10 protein-coding genes and 2 tRNA genes are annotated in these 14,701 nt (G+C 66.9%); 9 read left to right on the top strand and 3 right to left on the bottom strand.

Going from position 1 to position 14,701, the window contains the following annotated elements:
• Positions 1-229: 229 nt before the first annotated feature.
• Positions 230-1,468 carry a T9SS type A sorting domain-containing protein gene (locus GQ464_RS19025; RefSeq protein WP_228350167.1) on the top strand — a complete coding sequence of 413 codons (1,239 nt, stop codon included), beginning with the start codon at positions 230-232 and terminating at the stop codon, positions 1,466-1,468.
• Between the two features lie 209 nt (positions 1,469-1,677).
• Positions 1,678-2,187 (top strand): aspartate carbamoyltransferase, encoded by a 510-nt coding sequence (locus tag GQ464_RS09630; RefSeq protein WP_166979406.1) that lies wholly within the window; start codon positions 1,678-1,680, stop codon positions 2,185-2,187.
• A 45-nt stretch (positions 2,188-2,232) separates the two neighbouring features.
• Here GQ464_RS09630 and GQ464_RS09625 read toward each other — a convergent pair.
• Positions 2,233-2,306: transfer RNA gene (locus GQ464_RS09625), tRNA-Val, on the bottom strand.
• A 32-nt stretch (positions 2,307-2,338) separates the two neighbouring features.
• Positions 2,339-2,414 (bottom strand) — tRNA-Gly (locus GQ464_RS09620).
• 190 nt (positions 2,415-2,604) lie between these two features.
• On the opposite strand from GQ464_RS09620, the gene rpmH reads away from it, so the two are divergent.
• The 7 genes from rpmH (at position 2,605) to GQ464_RS09585 (ending at position 10,893) form a co-directional block, all read left to right on the top strand.
• A complete protein-coding gene (gene rpmH / locus GQ464_RS09615; protein WP_166979408.1) occupies positions 2,605-2,760 on the top strand; it encodes a 50S ribosomal protein L34 in 156 nt (51 codons plus the stop codon).
• A 41-nt stretch (positions 2,761-2,801) separates the two neighbouring features.
• The gene (locus GQ464_RS09610) at positions 2,802-3,194 is read left to right on the top strand and encodes a ribonuclease P protein component (protein ID WP_166979410.1); all 393 of its coding nucleotides are present in this window, start codon (positions 2,802-2,804) and stop codon (positions 3,192-3,194) included.
• Between the two features lie 117 nt (positions 3,195-3,311).
• A complete protein-coding gene (gene yidC, locus GQ464_RS09605) occupies positions 3,312-5,126 on the top strand; it encodes a membrane protein insertase YidC (protein ID WP_166979412.1) in 1,815 nt (604 codons plus the stop codon).
• Between the two features lie 38 nt (positions 5,127-5,164).
• Positions 5,165-6,556: a tRNA uridine-5-carboxymethylaminomethyl(34) synthesis GTPase MnmE gene (gene mnmE / locus GQ464_RS09600; RefSeq protein WP_166979414.1), complete on the top strand. Its 1,392-nt coding sequence runs from the start codon at positions 5,165-5,167 to the stop codon at positions 6,554-6,556.
• A gap of 153 nt (positions 6,557-6,709) precedes the next feature.
• On the top strand, positions 6,710-8,632 hold the full coding sequence (gene mnmG / locus GQ464_RS09595) for a tRNA uridine-5-carboxymethylaminomethyl(34) synthesis enzyme MnmG (protein WP_166979416.1): 1,923 nt from the start codon (positions 6,710-6,712) through the stop codon (positions 8,630-8,632).
• A 397-nt stretch (positions 8,633-9,029) separates the two neighbouring features.
• Entirely contained in the window at positions 9,030-9,677 is a 648-nt protein-coding gene (locus GQ464_RS09590) for a 16S rRNA (guanine(527)-N(7))-methyltransferase RsmG (RefSeq protein WP_166979418.1), read from the top strand.
• 217 nt (positions 9,678-9,894) lie between these two features.
• Entirely contained in the window at positions 9,895-10,893 is a 999-nt protein-coding gene (locus tag GQ464_RS09585; RefSeq protein ID WP_166979420.1) for a helix-turn-helix transcriptional regulator, read from the top strand.
• A gap of 130 nt (positions 10,894-11,023) precedes the next feature.
• Here GQ464_RS09585 and mfd read toward each other — a convergent pair whose 3' ends face one another.
• Complete coding sequence (gene mfd / locus GQ464_RS09580; protein WP_166979422.1) at positions 11,024-14,401, bottom strand: transcription-repair coupling factor; 3,378 nt, start codon at positions 14,399-14,401, stop codon at positions 11,024-11,026.
• Positions 14,402-14,701: the final 300 nt, after the last annotated feature.

Below are 14,701 nucleotides of genomic sequence, written 5' to 3'. Positions count from 1 at the left end.
GAGGAGTTGTCTTCCGGGTCTTATCCTGTTAGAGCGTGTCGCAAGGATTGCAGCCGAGGGTCTCTGGTTTCGGGTGTAAAGATTAAGAAAAACAGCCAGAAATACCCCCTCGCCCGCCGGCTAAAGTGATGTGATTCAGGGAGCCTGTGGCTTTCTGCGTTTCGGGTGATGTTTGGGCACCGGTGGGCGATGATCGTTTCTCCTCTCTCGCTCAAACATGGAGGTTGTGATGTTCAGGATACTGCTTGCTGCTCTGGTATGGTTGCTATGGTTGCCCGTCCATGCGCAAACCCCGGTTTTCATCAACGAACTCCACTATGACAACGACGGCACCGATACCGGCGAGGCCGTCGAGATCGCCGGACCGGCCGGCACCGACCTGACGGGCTGGAGCCTGGTGCTGTACAATGGAGCCAATGGTGAAGCGTACGCCACGACGAATCTCACGGGCCCGATCCCGGACGTGTGCGACGGCTTCGGTGTGGTGGTGCTCTCCTATCCGACCAACGGCATTCAGAACGGTGCGCCCGATGGCCTGGCACTCGTCGACGATGCCGGGGTCGTGGTGCAGTTTCTCAGCTATGAGGGCACGTTCACAGCGGTGGACGGGCCGGCCGCCGGCATGACGAGCACGGACATCGGCGTGGCCGAGAGCGGCAGCACGCCGGTGGGGCATTCGCTGCAGCTGGCGGGGTCGGGTTCCGTGTACGAGGACTTCACCTGGCAGGCGGCCGCGCCGAACACGTTCGGGGCCTGCAACACGGGCCAGACGTTCGTCGATCCCTGCCGGGATCCGGGCACGGCGCCCTTCTGGGACGGCACCATCGACCCGCTCTCCGGCGGCCGTGCCGAGGTGCCCATGACGGCCGGCACCGGCTTCGCTGCCTTCGCGCTGGATCTGTCGACTTCCTCGAACATCGCCCTCCTGGAGGTGCGGGACGGGGCCGGCAATCCCCTGGTCGACTATGCCGGCTCGGGGGGGATCACCGGTTCGGAAAACAGCGGCTTCGAGCGGTTCGACTTTACCGGCGCTCCGGGGGAAGAGGCCACGTCGGTGCGGCTGGTGATCGGCGCGCCGGAGCAGGGCGGCTCCTTCTTCTTCCTGGAGGTGAGCGATACCTGCACCCCGCCGCGCACGCTGCGCGTCGATCCGCGGCTCGACCTGCACGACGCTGCGGTTTCGACGGAGGCGGCCGGCCTGCCGGATCGCTACATGCTGGCGCCGGCCTATCCCAACCCGTTCTCCGCGGCGACGACGTTTCGGTTCGCCCTGCCCGAGACCGCCCCGGTGCGCCTGGCGGTTTTCGACGTGCTGGGCCGGCGCGTTGCGGTGGTGGCCGAGGGCGTCTACCCGGCCGGGACGCACGAGGTCCGGTGGCATGCCGCCAGCCTGCCGGGCGGGGTGTATGTGTACCGGCTGGAAACGCGGGAAGGGGTGAGGGCGCGGCGGTTCGTGCGCGTGCCGTGAGGAAAGCGAGCGATCCCCGCGGGTAAAGACAGGAAGACGGATCGTCTGGAGCCGGGGGCCTACGTGCCAGCCGTCACCGACCGGCGCACGGGACAGGTTCCCGTCGCCACGCGCCGCCTGACCCCTGAGCGGTGAGGCCAACGCGCGATCTTGTCATGGGATCGCGCGTTTGAGGGCGTAGTTCGTTCGCTGCATCATGGGAGAATCTTATGCGCCTGCATTATAGCCTCGTACTCGCCGCGTTGCTGGTGTCCGGGTGTAACCCGGATGGACGCAACCACCGGGCGCACCATGATGCCGATACGAGTCTGGTGCACCGCCAGGCCGAGGTGGCTGCCCGGGGTGCCGTAGTGATGCCGTTTGACCTGGACCGCACGATCCACGTGTTTGAGCCCACGGAGGAGGGCGGTGTGCAGCGCGTCATCGTCCGGGATCCGCAGGATCAGGCGCAGGTGGTTCTCATCCGGCGTCATCTCCGGGAGCAGGCTGCGCGGTTTGCCCGTGGTGATTTCAGCGCGCCGGCACGGATCCACGGGGAGGAGATGCAGGGGCTGAAAGAGCTGGCTTCGGGGGCAGCCCGCCTGCGGGTGCAGTATGCGGAAGAGCCTGGCGGCGGGCGGATCCGGTACGCGTCGTCGGACACGGCGCTCGTGCAGGCCCTCCACCGATGGTTCGCCGCGCAGCGCCGCGACCACGGCGGCCATGCCCGCGGGCATTGAAGGATGGAAACAGGCTGCAGGGGCCGGTTTCGGGGCGTTTCCGGGTGGGCGATGCTGGATTCGAACCAGCGACCTCCTGCTTGTAAGGCAGGCGCTCTAACCGGCTGAGCTAATCGCCCAAAAACAAATTGGCCGCACGAAGCGGCCGGTGTGGAGCGGGAAACGGGACTCGAACCCGCGACCCTCAGCTTGGGAAGCTGATGCTCTACCAACTGAGCTATTCCCGCGAAAGGACCCGCATTTTAAATCGACTTTGCATGAAAGTCAAGCTGTTCACGTTGATTTTTGCACGGGGTTCCTTATTTTGACTGCCCTTTATCGAAAAGAGAATGAAGGGGAAGCGGGATCCGAACCCGGGGTTCTGGTCGGCGGTAAGATCCCCCCTTGTTTCTGAAGAGCCATCCCGTTGAGAACGACATGAAACGTACGTATCAGCCGAGTCGCCGGAAGCGGGCCAACAAGCACGGGTTCCGGGCGCGCATGAAGACGAAAAAGGGCCGGCAGGTGCTGGCGCGACGCCGGGCCAAGGGACGCAAGCGCCTGACCGTCAGCGATGCCCGGAGTGGCAAGTAGCCGTGCCGGGGCGTGACCGGTTCCGCCGCCTGCCCCGTGCGATGCGCCTGAAACGGCAGCGTCTCATCCGACCGCTCTTCGACCGCAACCGGGGTGACGTCGGTTCGCTCGCCGTCGGAAGCGTGCGCTTGCTGTACCGTGTGGTCGACCGCCGGGAGGTGGGGCAGCCGGTGCCGGTGCAGGTCGGCTTTTCGGCCGGGCGAGGCGCGCGTCCGGCCGTGGTGCGGAACCGGGTCAAACGAATCCTGCGAGAGGTCTATCGGGTGCACCAGGCCGGCCTGATAGACCTCTTTTCACGACGGGACGAGACCCTTACGCTCATGGTGCTCTACCGGGGCGACCCCGCCACGGCCCGCCGTCGTGTTCCCCGGGATCTGCCGGCGGCCCTGCGAAAACTGGTGATGCGGCTGGAAGCGGGCTCGCCGCCGGCATGAAACTTCCATGAGCGCGGAACAGCCCCCCGGACCTCTCGTACCTTTCGCCGTCCCCGTCTTTTCTAACCCGCCTATTCTCTTTGTCTTAGCCCTCTTTTCCCACCTGGAGTCTCGACCGTGGATCGTAACGTCGTCATCGCCACCGTTCTCATCGCCCTGATCATGATCGTGTGGCTGACGTGGCTCACGCCCCCGCCGCCTCCCCCCGCCGGGCCGGCCGCGGGGGATTCGCTGGTTGCCGTCGAGCCGCCGCCGGTGGAGGACGAACCGCCGCCGCGCCGCCGCACGCCGCCGGTCGACTCGACGATCGCCGGCGCCACCGAAGGGGAGGAGCGCTTCATCACCGTCGAGACCGACCTCTATGAGGCGCGCTTTTCCACGAAGGGGGCCACCCTCGTCTCGTTCACGCTGAAGAAGTACCGCAAGGCCGGCAGCGAGGACCCCGTCCAGCTCATCGACACGACGAAAACCGGTGCCCTGGCCCTGGTCTTCACCACCCCGAACAACCGCGTCGTCGACACGCGCAACTTCTTCTTCACCCCGAGCATCGGGGGGGACCGGCTGGAAGTGCACGACGGACCCGCCACCCTCTCGTTCCGGGCCACCGTGGGCGAGGGGGCGATTACGCAGACCTATACCTTCGTTCCGGAAGAATACGAGGTGCAGCTCAGCGTCGAGCAGGAGGGCGCGGCCACGTTCGAGACCAGCCTGGGCTACGAGCTGATGTGGGACGGCGGCATCCCGCATACGGAAGGCGATCCCGAGCAGGAAGCGCAGCGCGCCGGCGCCTATGCCCGCAGCGGCGGGGAGGTGGAATACATCGACCTGAACTCGGATGCGTATCAGGAAGCCACGCTGCGCGGGCAGGTCGACTGGGTTGCCGTCAAAAACACCTACTTTACCGCCGTCGTGATCCCCGACGGTACCACGCGCGGGGCCGAGCTCCTCGGCGAGCGCCTCGGTGAACCCGGAACGCCTTCCCTCCGTGAGGATTACGCCGTCAGCCTGTTGATGCCGTTTCCGGAGACGGGGGCCGATGCCTTCCGCCTGTACATCGGCCCGATGGAGTACCTCCGCCTGGCCGACTACGGGCTCGGGCTCTACGACATGGTGGACTACGGCTGGGACGCCTTCGAGTGGATGACCCGGCCCCTGGCCAAGTTCGTCTTCATTCCGCTCTTCGCCCTGCTCGGCGGCGTTCTGCCCAACTACGGCCTGGTCATCATCGTCCTGGCCCTCCTGGTCAAGCTGGCCGTCTACCCGCTGACGAAATCGTCCTACCGGAGCATGGCCCGGATGCGCGAGCTCCAGCCGAAGATGGAGGCCATCAAGGAGAAGTATGCGGACAACCCGCAGAAGCAGCAGGAGGCGATGATGAAGCTGTACAAGGAGACGGGCGTCAACCCGCTCGGTGGCTGCCTCCCGATGCTGTTGCAGTACCCGATCATCATCGCCCTCTGGCAGTTCCTCCCGCAGGCCATCGAGATCCGGCAAAAGGGCTTCCTCTGGGCGCACGACCTCTCCGCGCCGGACGCCATCCTCCACCTGCCCTTCTCCATCCCGCTCTACGGCGACTTCGTGGCCGGCTTTACCCTGCTCATGGGCATCTCGATGATCGTGCAGATGCGCATCCAGATGTCCTCGACGCCCACCAACCCCCAGATGAAGATCTTCACCTATATCTTCCCCGTGATGATCTTCGCCATCTTCAACCGGCTGTCTTCGGGGCTGAGCCTCTACTACCTCTGCTACAACGTGCTCACGGCCATCCAGCAGAAGTTCATCAACCGCTCGCTGGAGAAGGAAAAGGAAGCGGGGGCCGCCGCCAACGGGAAGGGCGATCCGCAGGACGCCCGGGCGGTGACGCGCAAGGGGAAGGGCCGGCGGGGCAAGGCCCGGTCCGGGAAAGGCGGGAAGAAGATCCGCTCCTGACCGGGGTGACGGATTGCTTTCAGGATTTTCCGCCCGCCATGCGTCATGCCGAGGACACGATAGCCGCCCTGGCTACGGCGCGGGGCCGCGCCGCCCTGGCCGTCCTCCGCGTCTCGGGGCCTGAAGCGGTGTCCGTCGTGAATGCGTGTTTCCGGGGGAAGGATCTGACAGCCGTGCCCTCGCACACGGCCCACGTGGGTTACCTGCTGGCGCCGGACGGCGCGGAGATCGACCAGGTGGTGGTCACCGTCTTCCGGGCGCCGCACTCGGCCACGGGCGAGGACGTGGTGGAGGTCTCGTGCCACGGCGGTGACTTCGCCCCGCAGCTCATCCTGGAGAGCCTGCTGGCCCACGGCGCCCGGATGGCCGCCCCGGGCGAGTTCACGCAGCGGGCCTTCCTCAACGGCAAGCTCGACCTGGCCCAGGCCGAGGCCGTCGCCGACCTCATCCACGCCGGCTCCACGCTGGCGCACCGGGTCTCGCTGGCCCACCTGCAGGGACGCTATTCGGCCGGCCTGGCTCGCCTCCGCGAGGAATTGCTCGAACTCTGCGCCTACGTCGAACTCGAGCTCGACTTCGCCGAGGAGGACGTCGAGTTTGCCGACCGGGAGCGGCTCCTGCACCTCCTGGACGAGAGCGAGGCGACGCTCTCCGGCCTGCTGGACTCGTACCGGCTCGGGGTGCTCCTGCGCGACGGCGTCACGGTGGTCATCGGCGGGCGGCCGAACGCGGGCAAATCGACGCTGCTCAACGCGCTCGTGGGGCGGGAGCGGGCCATCGTCAGCGATGTGCCCGGCACCACCCGCGACGAAATCGAGGCCGAGGCCGAGATCCGGGGGCTGCGCTTCCGCTTCGTCGACACCGCCGGGCTGCGCCAGACCGCCGACGCCATCGAGGCCGAAGGGGTGCGCCGCGCCCGCCGCTCCATCGAGGCCGGCGATGTGCTCGTCTACGTCTACGACCTGACGCGTGGCCTCGACGCCGAAGAGGCGGCGTTCCTGCGGGAGATCCGGCACACCCGGCCGGCGCTGCGGGTGCTCGTCGTCGGCAACAAGCGGGACCTCGTGCCGGGCCGGATCGGGCCGCCCGAAGGGCTGGACGGCACGTTCCTGCCCCTCTCGGCCCGCGACGCCACGTCGGACGCCGCCGCCCTGGCGCCGCTCGTCGACGCCCTCGTGGCCGCCGTGGGCGACGACCTCAGCCGGGCCGACGCCTCGCCCGTGGTCATGAACCAGCGCCACCGTGCCCACCTGCGCCGGGCCCTCGACGCCGTCCGCGCCGCACGCCGGGCCTTCGATGCCGGCGCCTCCGGCGACACCCTCGCCCTCGACCTCCGCACGGCCCTCCACGAGCTCGGCGCCATCACCGGTGCCGTCACCACCGAAGACGTGCTCGACCAGATCTTCTCCCGCTTCTGTATCGGGAAGTGACCTCGGGCGAGGCGTCCCTTTCGCCGCAGGTCCTCGCGGATCAAGGGCGGAGGACAGCCGTTGTTTGCCACAAAGCGTTAAAAGCAGAAAAGCGTATTCCGCGTCGATGGCCGGCGCAACGAAGCGAACCCGCAACACGAGATCTTCCATACCATGACCGATTATTTCACCTATGACGTCATCGTCGTCGGCGGGGGGCACGCCGGGAGCGAGGCGGCCGCGGCGGCGGCCCGGATGGGCGCGCGCACGCTGCTCGTCACGATGAACCTGGAGGCCATCGGGAAGATGTCGTGCAACCCGGCCATCGGCGGCATCGGGAAGGGGCAGATCGCCCGCGAGATCGACGCCCTGGGCGGGCTGATGGGCCGCGTCACCGACCGCGCCGGCCTCCAGTTCCGCATGCTCAACCGCCGCAAGGGCCCGGCCGTGTGGAGCCCCCGCGCCCAGTGCGACCGCCTGCGCTACGCCGAGGCCGTCCGGCAGGAGCTCGAGGCCATCCCGGGCCTGTTCATGCGGGCGGACATGGTCACCGACGTGCTCGTAGAGGACGGGCGGGTGGCCGGCGTGCGGACGCAACTCGGCCAGACCTTCCACGCCCGCGCCGTCATCCTGACGAGCGGCACGTTCATGAACGGCGTCATCCACATCGGCGAGCGGCAGTACGGCGGCGGCCGCATGGGCGAGCGCGCCTCGACGGGCCTCACCGCCTCCCTCGAACGCCTCGGCTTCGAGAGCGGCCGCCTCAAGACCGGCACCCCCCCCCGCGTCGACGGCCGCACCATCGACTACACCGCTCTCGAGGAGCAGCCCGGCGACCCCGACCCCCGCCCCTTCTCGTTCATGACGGACGCCCTGCCGGCCCGCCAGCGGAGTTGCTGGCTCACCTACACCAACCCCGAGGTGCACGCCCTCCTCCGCACCGGCTTCGACCGCAGCCCCATGTTTGCCGGGCGCATCCGGGGGCGCGGCCCTCGCTACTGTCCCTCCATCGAGGACAAGATCGACCGCTTCGCCGCGAAAGAGCGCCACCAGATCTTCCTCGAACCCGAGGGCTGGGACACCGAGGAGGTGTACGTCAACGGCTTCTCGACGAGCCTGCCCGAGGAGGTGCAGTTCGCGGCGTTGCGCCGGGTGCCCGGCCTCGAAAAGGTGCACCTGCTCCGCCCCGGCTATGCCATCGAATACGACTATTTCCCACCGTATCAGGTGCGGTACAGCCTGGAGACGAAGCGGGTGGAAGGGCTGTTCTTCGCCGGGCAGATCAACGGCACCACCGGGTACGAGGAGGCGGCGGCGCAGGGGCTCATCGCCGGGATCAACGCGGTGCAGCGGCTCCGGGGCGAGGCCCCGCTCGTGCTGAAGCGCTCCGAGGCCTACATCGGCGTGCTCATCGACGACCTGGTGGCCAAGGGCACCGACGAGCCCTACCGGATGTTCACCTCGCGGGCCGAGCACCGCATCCTGCTGCGGCAGGACAACGCCGACCTGCGCCTGACCGAGACCGGCTACCGGCTGGGGCTCGCCTCGCGCGAGCGCTACGAGCGGATGCTCCGGAAGAAGGAGGCGCTGGCGGCCACGCGCCGCGCCCTCGAGGCCACCACCGTTCGCCCTGAGGAGGTCAACGGCTACCTGGAGCACGTCGGCACCTCGCCCCTCACCGAGCCGGAGCGGCTTGTCCGGCTGGCCCTCCGCCCCGAGGTCGACCTGGCCGCGCTGATCGCCCACCTGGGCCGCCGCGACGAGCTCGTCGTCCCCGCCCCGGGGCTGGAGCCCACCGAGACGCTCGTCGAGATCGACCTCAAGTACGAGGGCTACCTGGAGCGCGAGCGCGAGATGGTCGAGAAGATGAGCCGTCTCGAAGCCTGGTCCATCCCGCCCGGCTTCGACTACCACGCCGTCACGAACATCACGATGGAGGCGCGGGAGAAGCTGAGCAAGATCCAGCCCGAGAACCTGGGACAGGCCTCCCGCATCAGCGGTGTCAGCCCCGCCGACATTTCCGTGCTCATGGTGCTTTTGAAGCGGTACGGTGGGATGCCGCACCGGCAGGAGGTCGCCCGGGAGCCACAGATATAGCCTCTATTTTTTGATTTAATTTATATCATTATTAATGTTTTAAAATGCGTTTTCATAATTTTGGAATGCGGCCCTTTTCCATGAGCCGTACTGGAGTCGAAAGGGTGACGTGCCGATGCGGTGGCGCAAAATGGCCGGGTCGATATATTGTGGCCTGTGGCAAGAGGCCGGCAGGTGTTTCCGGACCTCTCGTGGCGTACGGGAGGGCGGAACAGAGCGCGTACTGGCGCTTTTCACGCGAAAAAGCGATGTGCCGGGTGGGGTAGCCGCCAGACGAGGTCACTTCTGTTTCGGATGGCGGTATGTGTTTCACGTGAAACGCCCGGTAAACAGGCTTTCGGGATCGGTCCTGTACGGAGAAGTGTTTTTGTGAATATGCCCAATTATGGGTTCGTTTATGGTGCATAATTCGTGGCATCCATTTGATGACCTCAATGCCGCGCAGCGGGAGCAACTGGTGATGTTCAGCCGGTTGATGCGTGCGTTCAACCGGAAGGTAAACCTGGTTTCACGTGAAACGATCGAGGCGTTCGAGGAACGGCACGTGTTGCATGCGCTGGCCCTGGCCTGGCGCGCTTTTCCGCCGGGTAGCGTGATGGTGGACTGGGGCACCGGCGGCGGGCTGCCGGCGATCCCGCTGGCGATCCGCTTTCCGGACGTTGCCGTGCATGCCGTCGATGCGGTGGGGAAGAAGGTACAGGCGGTGCAGGCTATGGCCCGCCGGCTGGGGCTGGCCAACCTGCATCCCTGGCATGGCCGGGCCGAGCACTGGCCCGGCCGGACCCACTATTCGGTGTCGCGGGCCACGGCGCCGCTTGCCACGCTGTGGCGCTGGCACCGGGCTGTATGCGTCCCCCTGCCGGCCGCGCCCGATCCTGCCGCCTGGGCACCGGGACTCGTCTGCCTCAAAGGCGGCGATCTCTCCGGCGAGATCGAAACATTGCAACAGGCCTTTCCGTCTGTCCGGGTGGAAACCTTTTCGCTGGAGCCGCTACTCGATCGCCCCTTTTTCGCCGGGAAGTACATCGTGACGGTCACCGGGTAGCAAGCACGCGGGTACGGGCGCTTGCCGCGGCGGCGGCAGGGCGGTCATCCGCGTTTCAGAGAGGGTACGCAGCGGCGGTGGTTGGCCGCATACCCGACCCCCCACACTTTTATTTCCCGGGGCTTGGCACACATATCTTCGACCCCGTATTTTCCCTTTTCGGGGACGAAAAGCGGGGAAGGCACACATATCCACCGGGCACGCCGAAAGAGCCGCCATGAGCAACGACGAACGACGGGTCAACCGCACCGAGCGCCTTTTTGCCACGATTCTCCTGTTGCAGAATCGCCCGAACATGACCTCGCGCGACCTCGCCGAGCACTTCGGGGTGAGTCGTCGAACGATCTTCCGGGACCTGCGGGCGCTGAGCGAGTCGGGGGTGCCGCTGACCTATGCCGAAGGGGGCGGGTATGAAATTCTGGAAGGCTACCAGTTGCCCCCGCTGATGCTCACGGCCCGTGAGGCGGCCACCCTGCTCGTGGGCACCGAGTTCATGAAACTGCAGTCCGACGCCTCCCTCCGGGAAGACGCCGACGCGGTGGCCCTGAAGATCCGGTCCGTTCTGCCCCGGGAGATCCGCGAATACATCGATCGCCTTCGGGACCGGACGGTCCTCGACCCGTACTGGCTCCACGCCGTGCAGCAGGAGGAGGAGGAAGAGGGGCGATGGTACCGGCTCAGCGAGGCCGTGGCCCGGCAACGCGCCGTCATCATGGAGTATTACGTCGAAAGCCGTGACGAACTGACCCGTCGCCGCGTCGACCCCCTCGGCCTCGTCTACTACACCGATCACTGGAACCTGATTGCCTTCGATCATCTCCGGGAAGACATCCGCAACTTCCGGCTCGACCGTATCCGCTCGATGCATGTGCTCATGGAGCGCTTCGAATGGCCGGAAGGGTTCGACCTGGCCCGGCACCTCGAAGAGCGGGGTGCCGGAACGGCAAGCCGCCGCATCACGCTTCGCTTCTCGAAGCGGGCCTACCGGCGGGCCCGGCAGGCCATCCCGGCCCGCATCGAGGAGGAACGACCGTGCGGCGACGAAATCGAAGTGACGTTCTATTTCGAAAATCTCGACTATGTGGCCGGGTGGCTCCTGCGCTACGGGGCCGAGGCGTACGTCGTCGAGCCGGCCCCGCTGCGGGAGCGGGTCCTGGCGCTTGCCGAGGCCATGACCGAACGCTACCGCACCGCCGAAACGGGTGAAAAGGCCTGACCGGCTCAGACGGCCGTATTGGCCCGCTGCCGCGCGCACCCCTTTTTCCGGGTCAGGACCCGGCCGGCCCCGAGATCGCGCGCTACAGGCCGGTTTTTCGCGTTCACTTTTGTGGACAGGCGGGCCGTTTTCAGGGGTTCACGGGGGCGCCGACGGTGCGGGTGAGCCGCTCCACCAGGTCCCGTGCCGCCGGCAGATCCGGCACCTGCTGGATAATGGCCCGGAGCTTTTTGCCGCGTTCGTCCTTGAGCACGTACCGGTGGTCGAGCCGGCTGAGCTGTTCGAGCAGCGGGTAGAAGAGATGCTCGTAGAAGTAGGGGTCCTCGTCCTGGGCCGGCAGGTAGAGGAAGAGCCGCTCGTTCTTGAACAGCAGGCGGGGGAGGCGCAGCTGTTCGGCCAGGCGCTTGATCTCGGCGGCCAGCAGCAGGTTGTCCACCTCGGGGGGCACCGGGCCGAAACGGTCGGCCATCTCGGCCCGGATCTCGGCGAGGGCGTCGGCGTCCGGGGCCTCGCTGATGCGGCGGTAGAGGTTCAGGCGCTCGACGCTGTTGGCGAGGTAGGTTTCCGGGATGAGGGCGTCGGCTTCCACGTCGAGGGTCGTCTCGACGGGCCGGGGGGCCGGGCGCCGTTCGAAGACGTCGGCGAACTCCTCGCTCTGCAGCTCCTGCACGGCCTCGTCGAGGATCTTGTGATACGTTTCGAAGCCGACGTCGGCGATGAAGCCGCTCTGTTCGGCGCCCAGGAGGTTGCCCGCGCCGCGGATGTCGAGGTCGCGCATGGCGAGGCTGAAGCCGCTGCCAAGGTCGCTGAACTCTTCGACGGCCTGCAGCCGCTGCCGGGCCTCGCGTGTGAGGCCGTGGATGGAGGGTACGAGCAGGTAGCAGAACGCCTTCCGGTCCGAGCGGCCCACGCGCCCGCGCAGCTGGTGCAGCTCGGCCAGCCCGAAGCGGTCGGCGTGGTTGATGAGGATCGTGTTGGCGTTCGAGATATCCAGCCCGTTCTCGATGATGTTGGTGCTCACGAGCACGTCGAACTTGCGGTCCACGAAGTCCATCATCACCCGTTCGAGGGCGCTGCCTTTCATCTGCCCGTGGGCTACCCGGATGCGCACGTTCGGCACGATGGCGCGGAGCATGGCGGCGATCTCGTCGATGGACTGCACCCGGTTGTGGATGAAGAAGACCTGCCCGCCCCGGCTCGTTTCGTAGAGGATGGCGTCGCGGATGAGGTCTTTGTCGAAGGTGTGGATTTCGGTGACGATGGGCTGGCGGTTGGGGGGCGGGGTGGCGATGATCGAGAGGTCCCGCGCGCCCATGAGCGAGAACTGAAGTGTCCGGGGGATGGGGGTGGCCGTCAGCGTGAGCGTATCGACGTTGACGCGAAGCTGGCGGAGTTTTTCCTTGACAGCCACGCCGAAGCGTTGCTCCTCGTCGATAATGAGCAGGCCCAGGTCTTTGAAGCGGACGTCCTTCGAGATGAGCCGGTGGGTGCCGATGATGATGTCCACCTGTCCCCGGGCGAGCCGTTCCAGGGTGGCTTTCTGCTCGGCCGGCGAGCGGAAGCGCGAGAGCACGTCGATGTGGACGGGGAAGGGGGCCAGGCGTGTTTTGAACGTTTCGTAGTGCTGGGCGGCCAGGATGGTGGTCGGCACCAGGATGGCGACCTGCCGGCCGTCCTGGACGGCCTTGAAGGCGGCGCGGACGGCGATCTCGGTTTTGCCGAAGCCCACGTCGCCGCAGACGAGGCGGTCCATGGGGGTGGGGGCCTCCATGTCGGTCTTGACGGCTTCGGTGGCGGCGGCCTGGTCCGGCGTGTCCTCGTACTGGAACGAGGCTTCCAGTTCGCGTTGCCAGACGGTATCCGGCGGGAAGGCATGGCCGGGGGCGGCCTTGCGCTGCGCGTACAGCCGGATGAGATCCCGCGCGATGTCCTTGAGGCGCTTCTTGGTGCGGGCTTTCGTCCGTTCCCACTGGCCGGAGCCGAGCTTGGTCAGGCGTGGCTGGTGTCCCTCCTTCCCGGTGTACTTGTTCAGCTTGTAGAGCGCGTTGACGTTGACGTAGAGCACGTCGCCGCCCTCGTAGAGGAGACGGACGGATTCCTGTTGCCGGCCGCGCACGGTGATGCGCTCCATCCCGGCGAATTTGCCGATGCCATAGTCCACGTGAACCACGAAGTCGCCGGGCTGCAGGTTCTGCAACTCGCGGAGGCTCAACCCGCCGAAGCGTTTCTTCTGGCGGCGGGCCGTCGGGCGATGGTAGCGGTTGAAGATCTGATGATCCGTGTAGACGGCCAGGCCGAGGGCGGGGATCTCGAAGCCTTCGTGGAGCGACTCGACCCGGAGGGTGACCCGTCCGGTTTCGAGGACGTCTTCGAGCAGCTCGCGGAGCCGTCCTTCCTGTCCCCGGCTGTCACACAGGATGATGGTCTCCATGCCGCGGGCGGCATTCTCGGCCAGCCGTTCCCGGAGGAGGCCCATGTTGCTGTTGAAGGCGGGCTGGGGGTGGGCTTCGAAGGCGAGCACCTCGTCGGCGGGTGTGCCGGTGAAGGAGCCCAGCATCAGCCGGGGGAAGGAAAGGAGGGTCCGTTCCAGGCGGTCGCCGCTCAGGTAGCGGGTCTCCGGGGGCGGGGGCGGCGAAGGGGCGCGCTCCGTGGCGGCGGCGTGCGCCCGCCGGGCCTCGGCGAAGAGGGTGTCGGCGTGTTCCCGCAGCGGAGCTTCGTCGAAGGTGACCAGGACGGTGGCGGGGGGCAGGGCGTCCAGGAGGGCGGTGAAGGGGCGGTCCGTCCGGGGGCGGGTCTCCAGGTTGGGGACGAGGCGGGTGGCGGTCAGCCGGCTGATGGAGCGTTGCGTGCGCACGTCGAACTCGCGGATCGAGTCGATCTCGTCGCCGAAGAACTCGATCCGCACCGGGTAATCGCCGGCAAAGGGGAAGACGTCGAGGATTCCGCCGCGGAGGGCGACCTCTCCCGGTTGCTCGACGAACTCGACCCGTTCGAAGCCCTGTTCGGCGAGGCGGTCCAGGAGACCGGCGAGGTCGAGGGTTTGCCCCACCGCCAGCGTGATCGTCTCGTCTCGGAGGAGGTCGGGCGGCGGGATCAATTCGGCCAGGGCGGGTACGCTGGTGACGATCGTGCCGGTGAAGCCGTCCAGGAGGCGTTGCAGCACCTCGGCTCGCTGGATCAGGGGCGTCAGGTCGGTGATCTGTTCCTCGTCGTAGGGTTTGTGGCCGGTCGGGGGGAAGAGCAGGAGGTCTTCGGTATCTCCGTGGATCTGCTGGAGGTCGCTGTGCAGGTAGGCGGCTGCATCCGGCGTGTCGAGGAGGCAGAGGAGCGGGCCTTCGTGGCGGAGGTGATGGATGAGGAAGGCGGGCAGCGAGCCGGAGAGGCCGCGGACCTGGAGCGTCGTCTTCCCGGCGGTGCGGCGCCAGGCTCTGACGGTATCGAACAGGGGCGCAGGGGTGATGCGGTCGGCGAGGAAGCGAAGCGACACGGTGACAGGGGGCAGGTACATGCACGAAAGGCCGTAACCCCGTTTTTCGGGGGTACGGCGCGGGTGCCTCTGAAACGTTGCCGGCGCGGGGAGGTTCTTCGGGATACGGCGGGTCGAGACCGGATTTGCGATCCGCGTCGCATCGACCGCCCCGGGGGCTGCGTGCGAAGTGTTTCACGTGAAAGGGTGCAGGATGGCGAGCGCAGGAAGCCCACGGCTTTAAAGGCCGCGTCTGGACGCGGAGCGCGTCCAATCGGCCCAACGTGGGAGGAATGCGCCTCAACTCAAAGCACAACTTCCTGTCTGAGAGCAGGAACTTTC

The sequence above is a fragment of the Rhodocaloribacter litoris genome (assembly GCF_011682235.2).
GTDB lineage: Bacteria > Bacteroidota > Rhodothermia > Rhodothermales > ISCAR-4553 > Rhodocaloribacter > Rhodocaloribacter litoris.
This window is presented reverse-complemented; position numbering and strand designations above follow the sequence as displayed.

What these genes read in the sequence shown, in the direction of transcription:
- GQ464_RS19025 (WP_228350167.1), top strand. Translation starts at nt 230, where the DNA reads ATGTTCAGGATACTGCTTGCTGCTCTGGTATGGTTGCTATGGTTGCCC.
- rpmH (WP_166979408.1), top strand. Translation starts at nt 2,605, where the DNA reads ATGAAACGTACGTATCAGCCGAGTCGCCGGAAGCGGGCCAACAAGCAC.
- GQ464_RS09590 (WP_166979418.1), top strand. Translation starts at nt 9,030, where the DNA reads ATGGTGCATAATTCGTGGCATCCATTTGATGACCTCAATGCCGCGCAG.
- GQ464_RS09585 (WP_166979420.1), top strand. Translation starts at nt 9,895, where the DNA reads ATGAGCAACGACGAACGACGGGTCAACCGCACCGAGCGCCTTTTTGCC.
- mfd (WP_166979422.1), bottom strand. Translation starts at nt 14,401, where the DNA reads ATGTACCTGCCCCCTGTCACCGTGTCGCTTCGCTTCCTCGCCGACCGC.
- GQ464_RS09630 (WP_166979406.1), top strand. Translation starts at nt 1,678, where the DNA reads ATGCGCCTGCATTATAGCCTCGTACTCGCCGCGTTGCTGGTGTCCGGG.
- mnmG (WP_166979416.1), top strand. Translation starts at nt 6,710, where the DNA reads ATGACCGATTATTTCACCTATGACGTCATCGTCGTCGGCGGGGGGCAC.
- mnmE (WP_166979414.1), top strand. Translation starts at nt 5,165, where the DNA reads ATGCGTCATGCCGAGGACACGATAGCCGCCCTGGCTACGGCGCGGGGC.
- GQ464_RS09610 (WP_166979410.1), top strand. Translation starts at nt 2,802, where the DNA reads ATGCGCCTGAAACGGCAGCGTCTCATCCGACCGCTCTTCGACCGCAAC.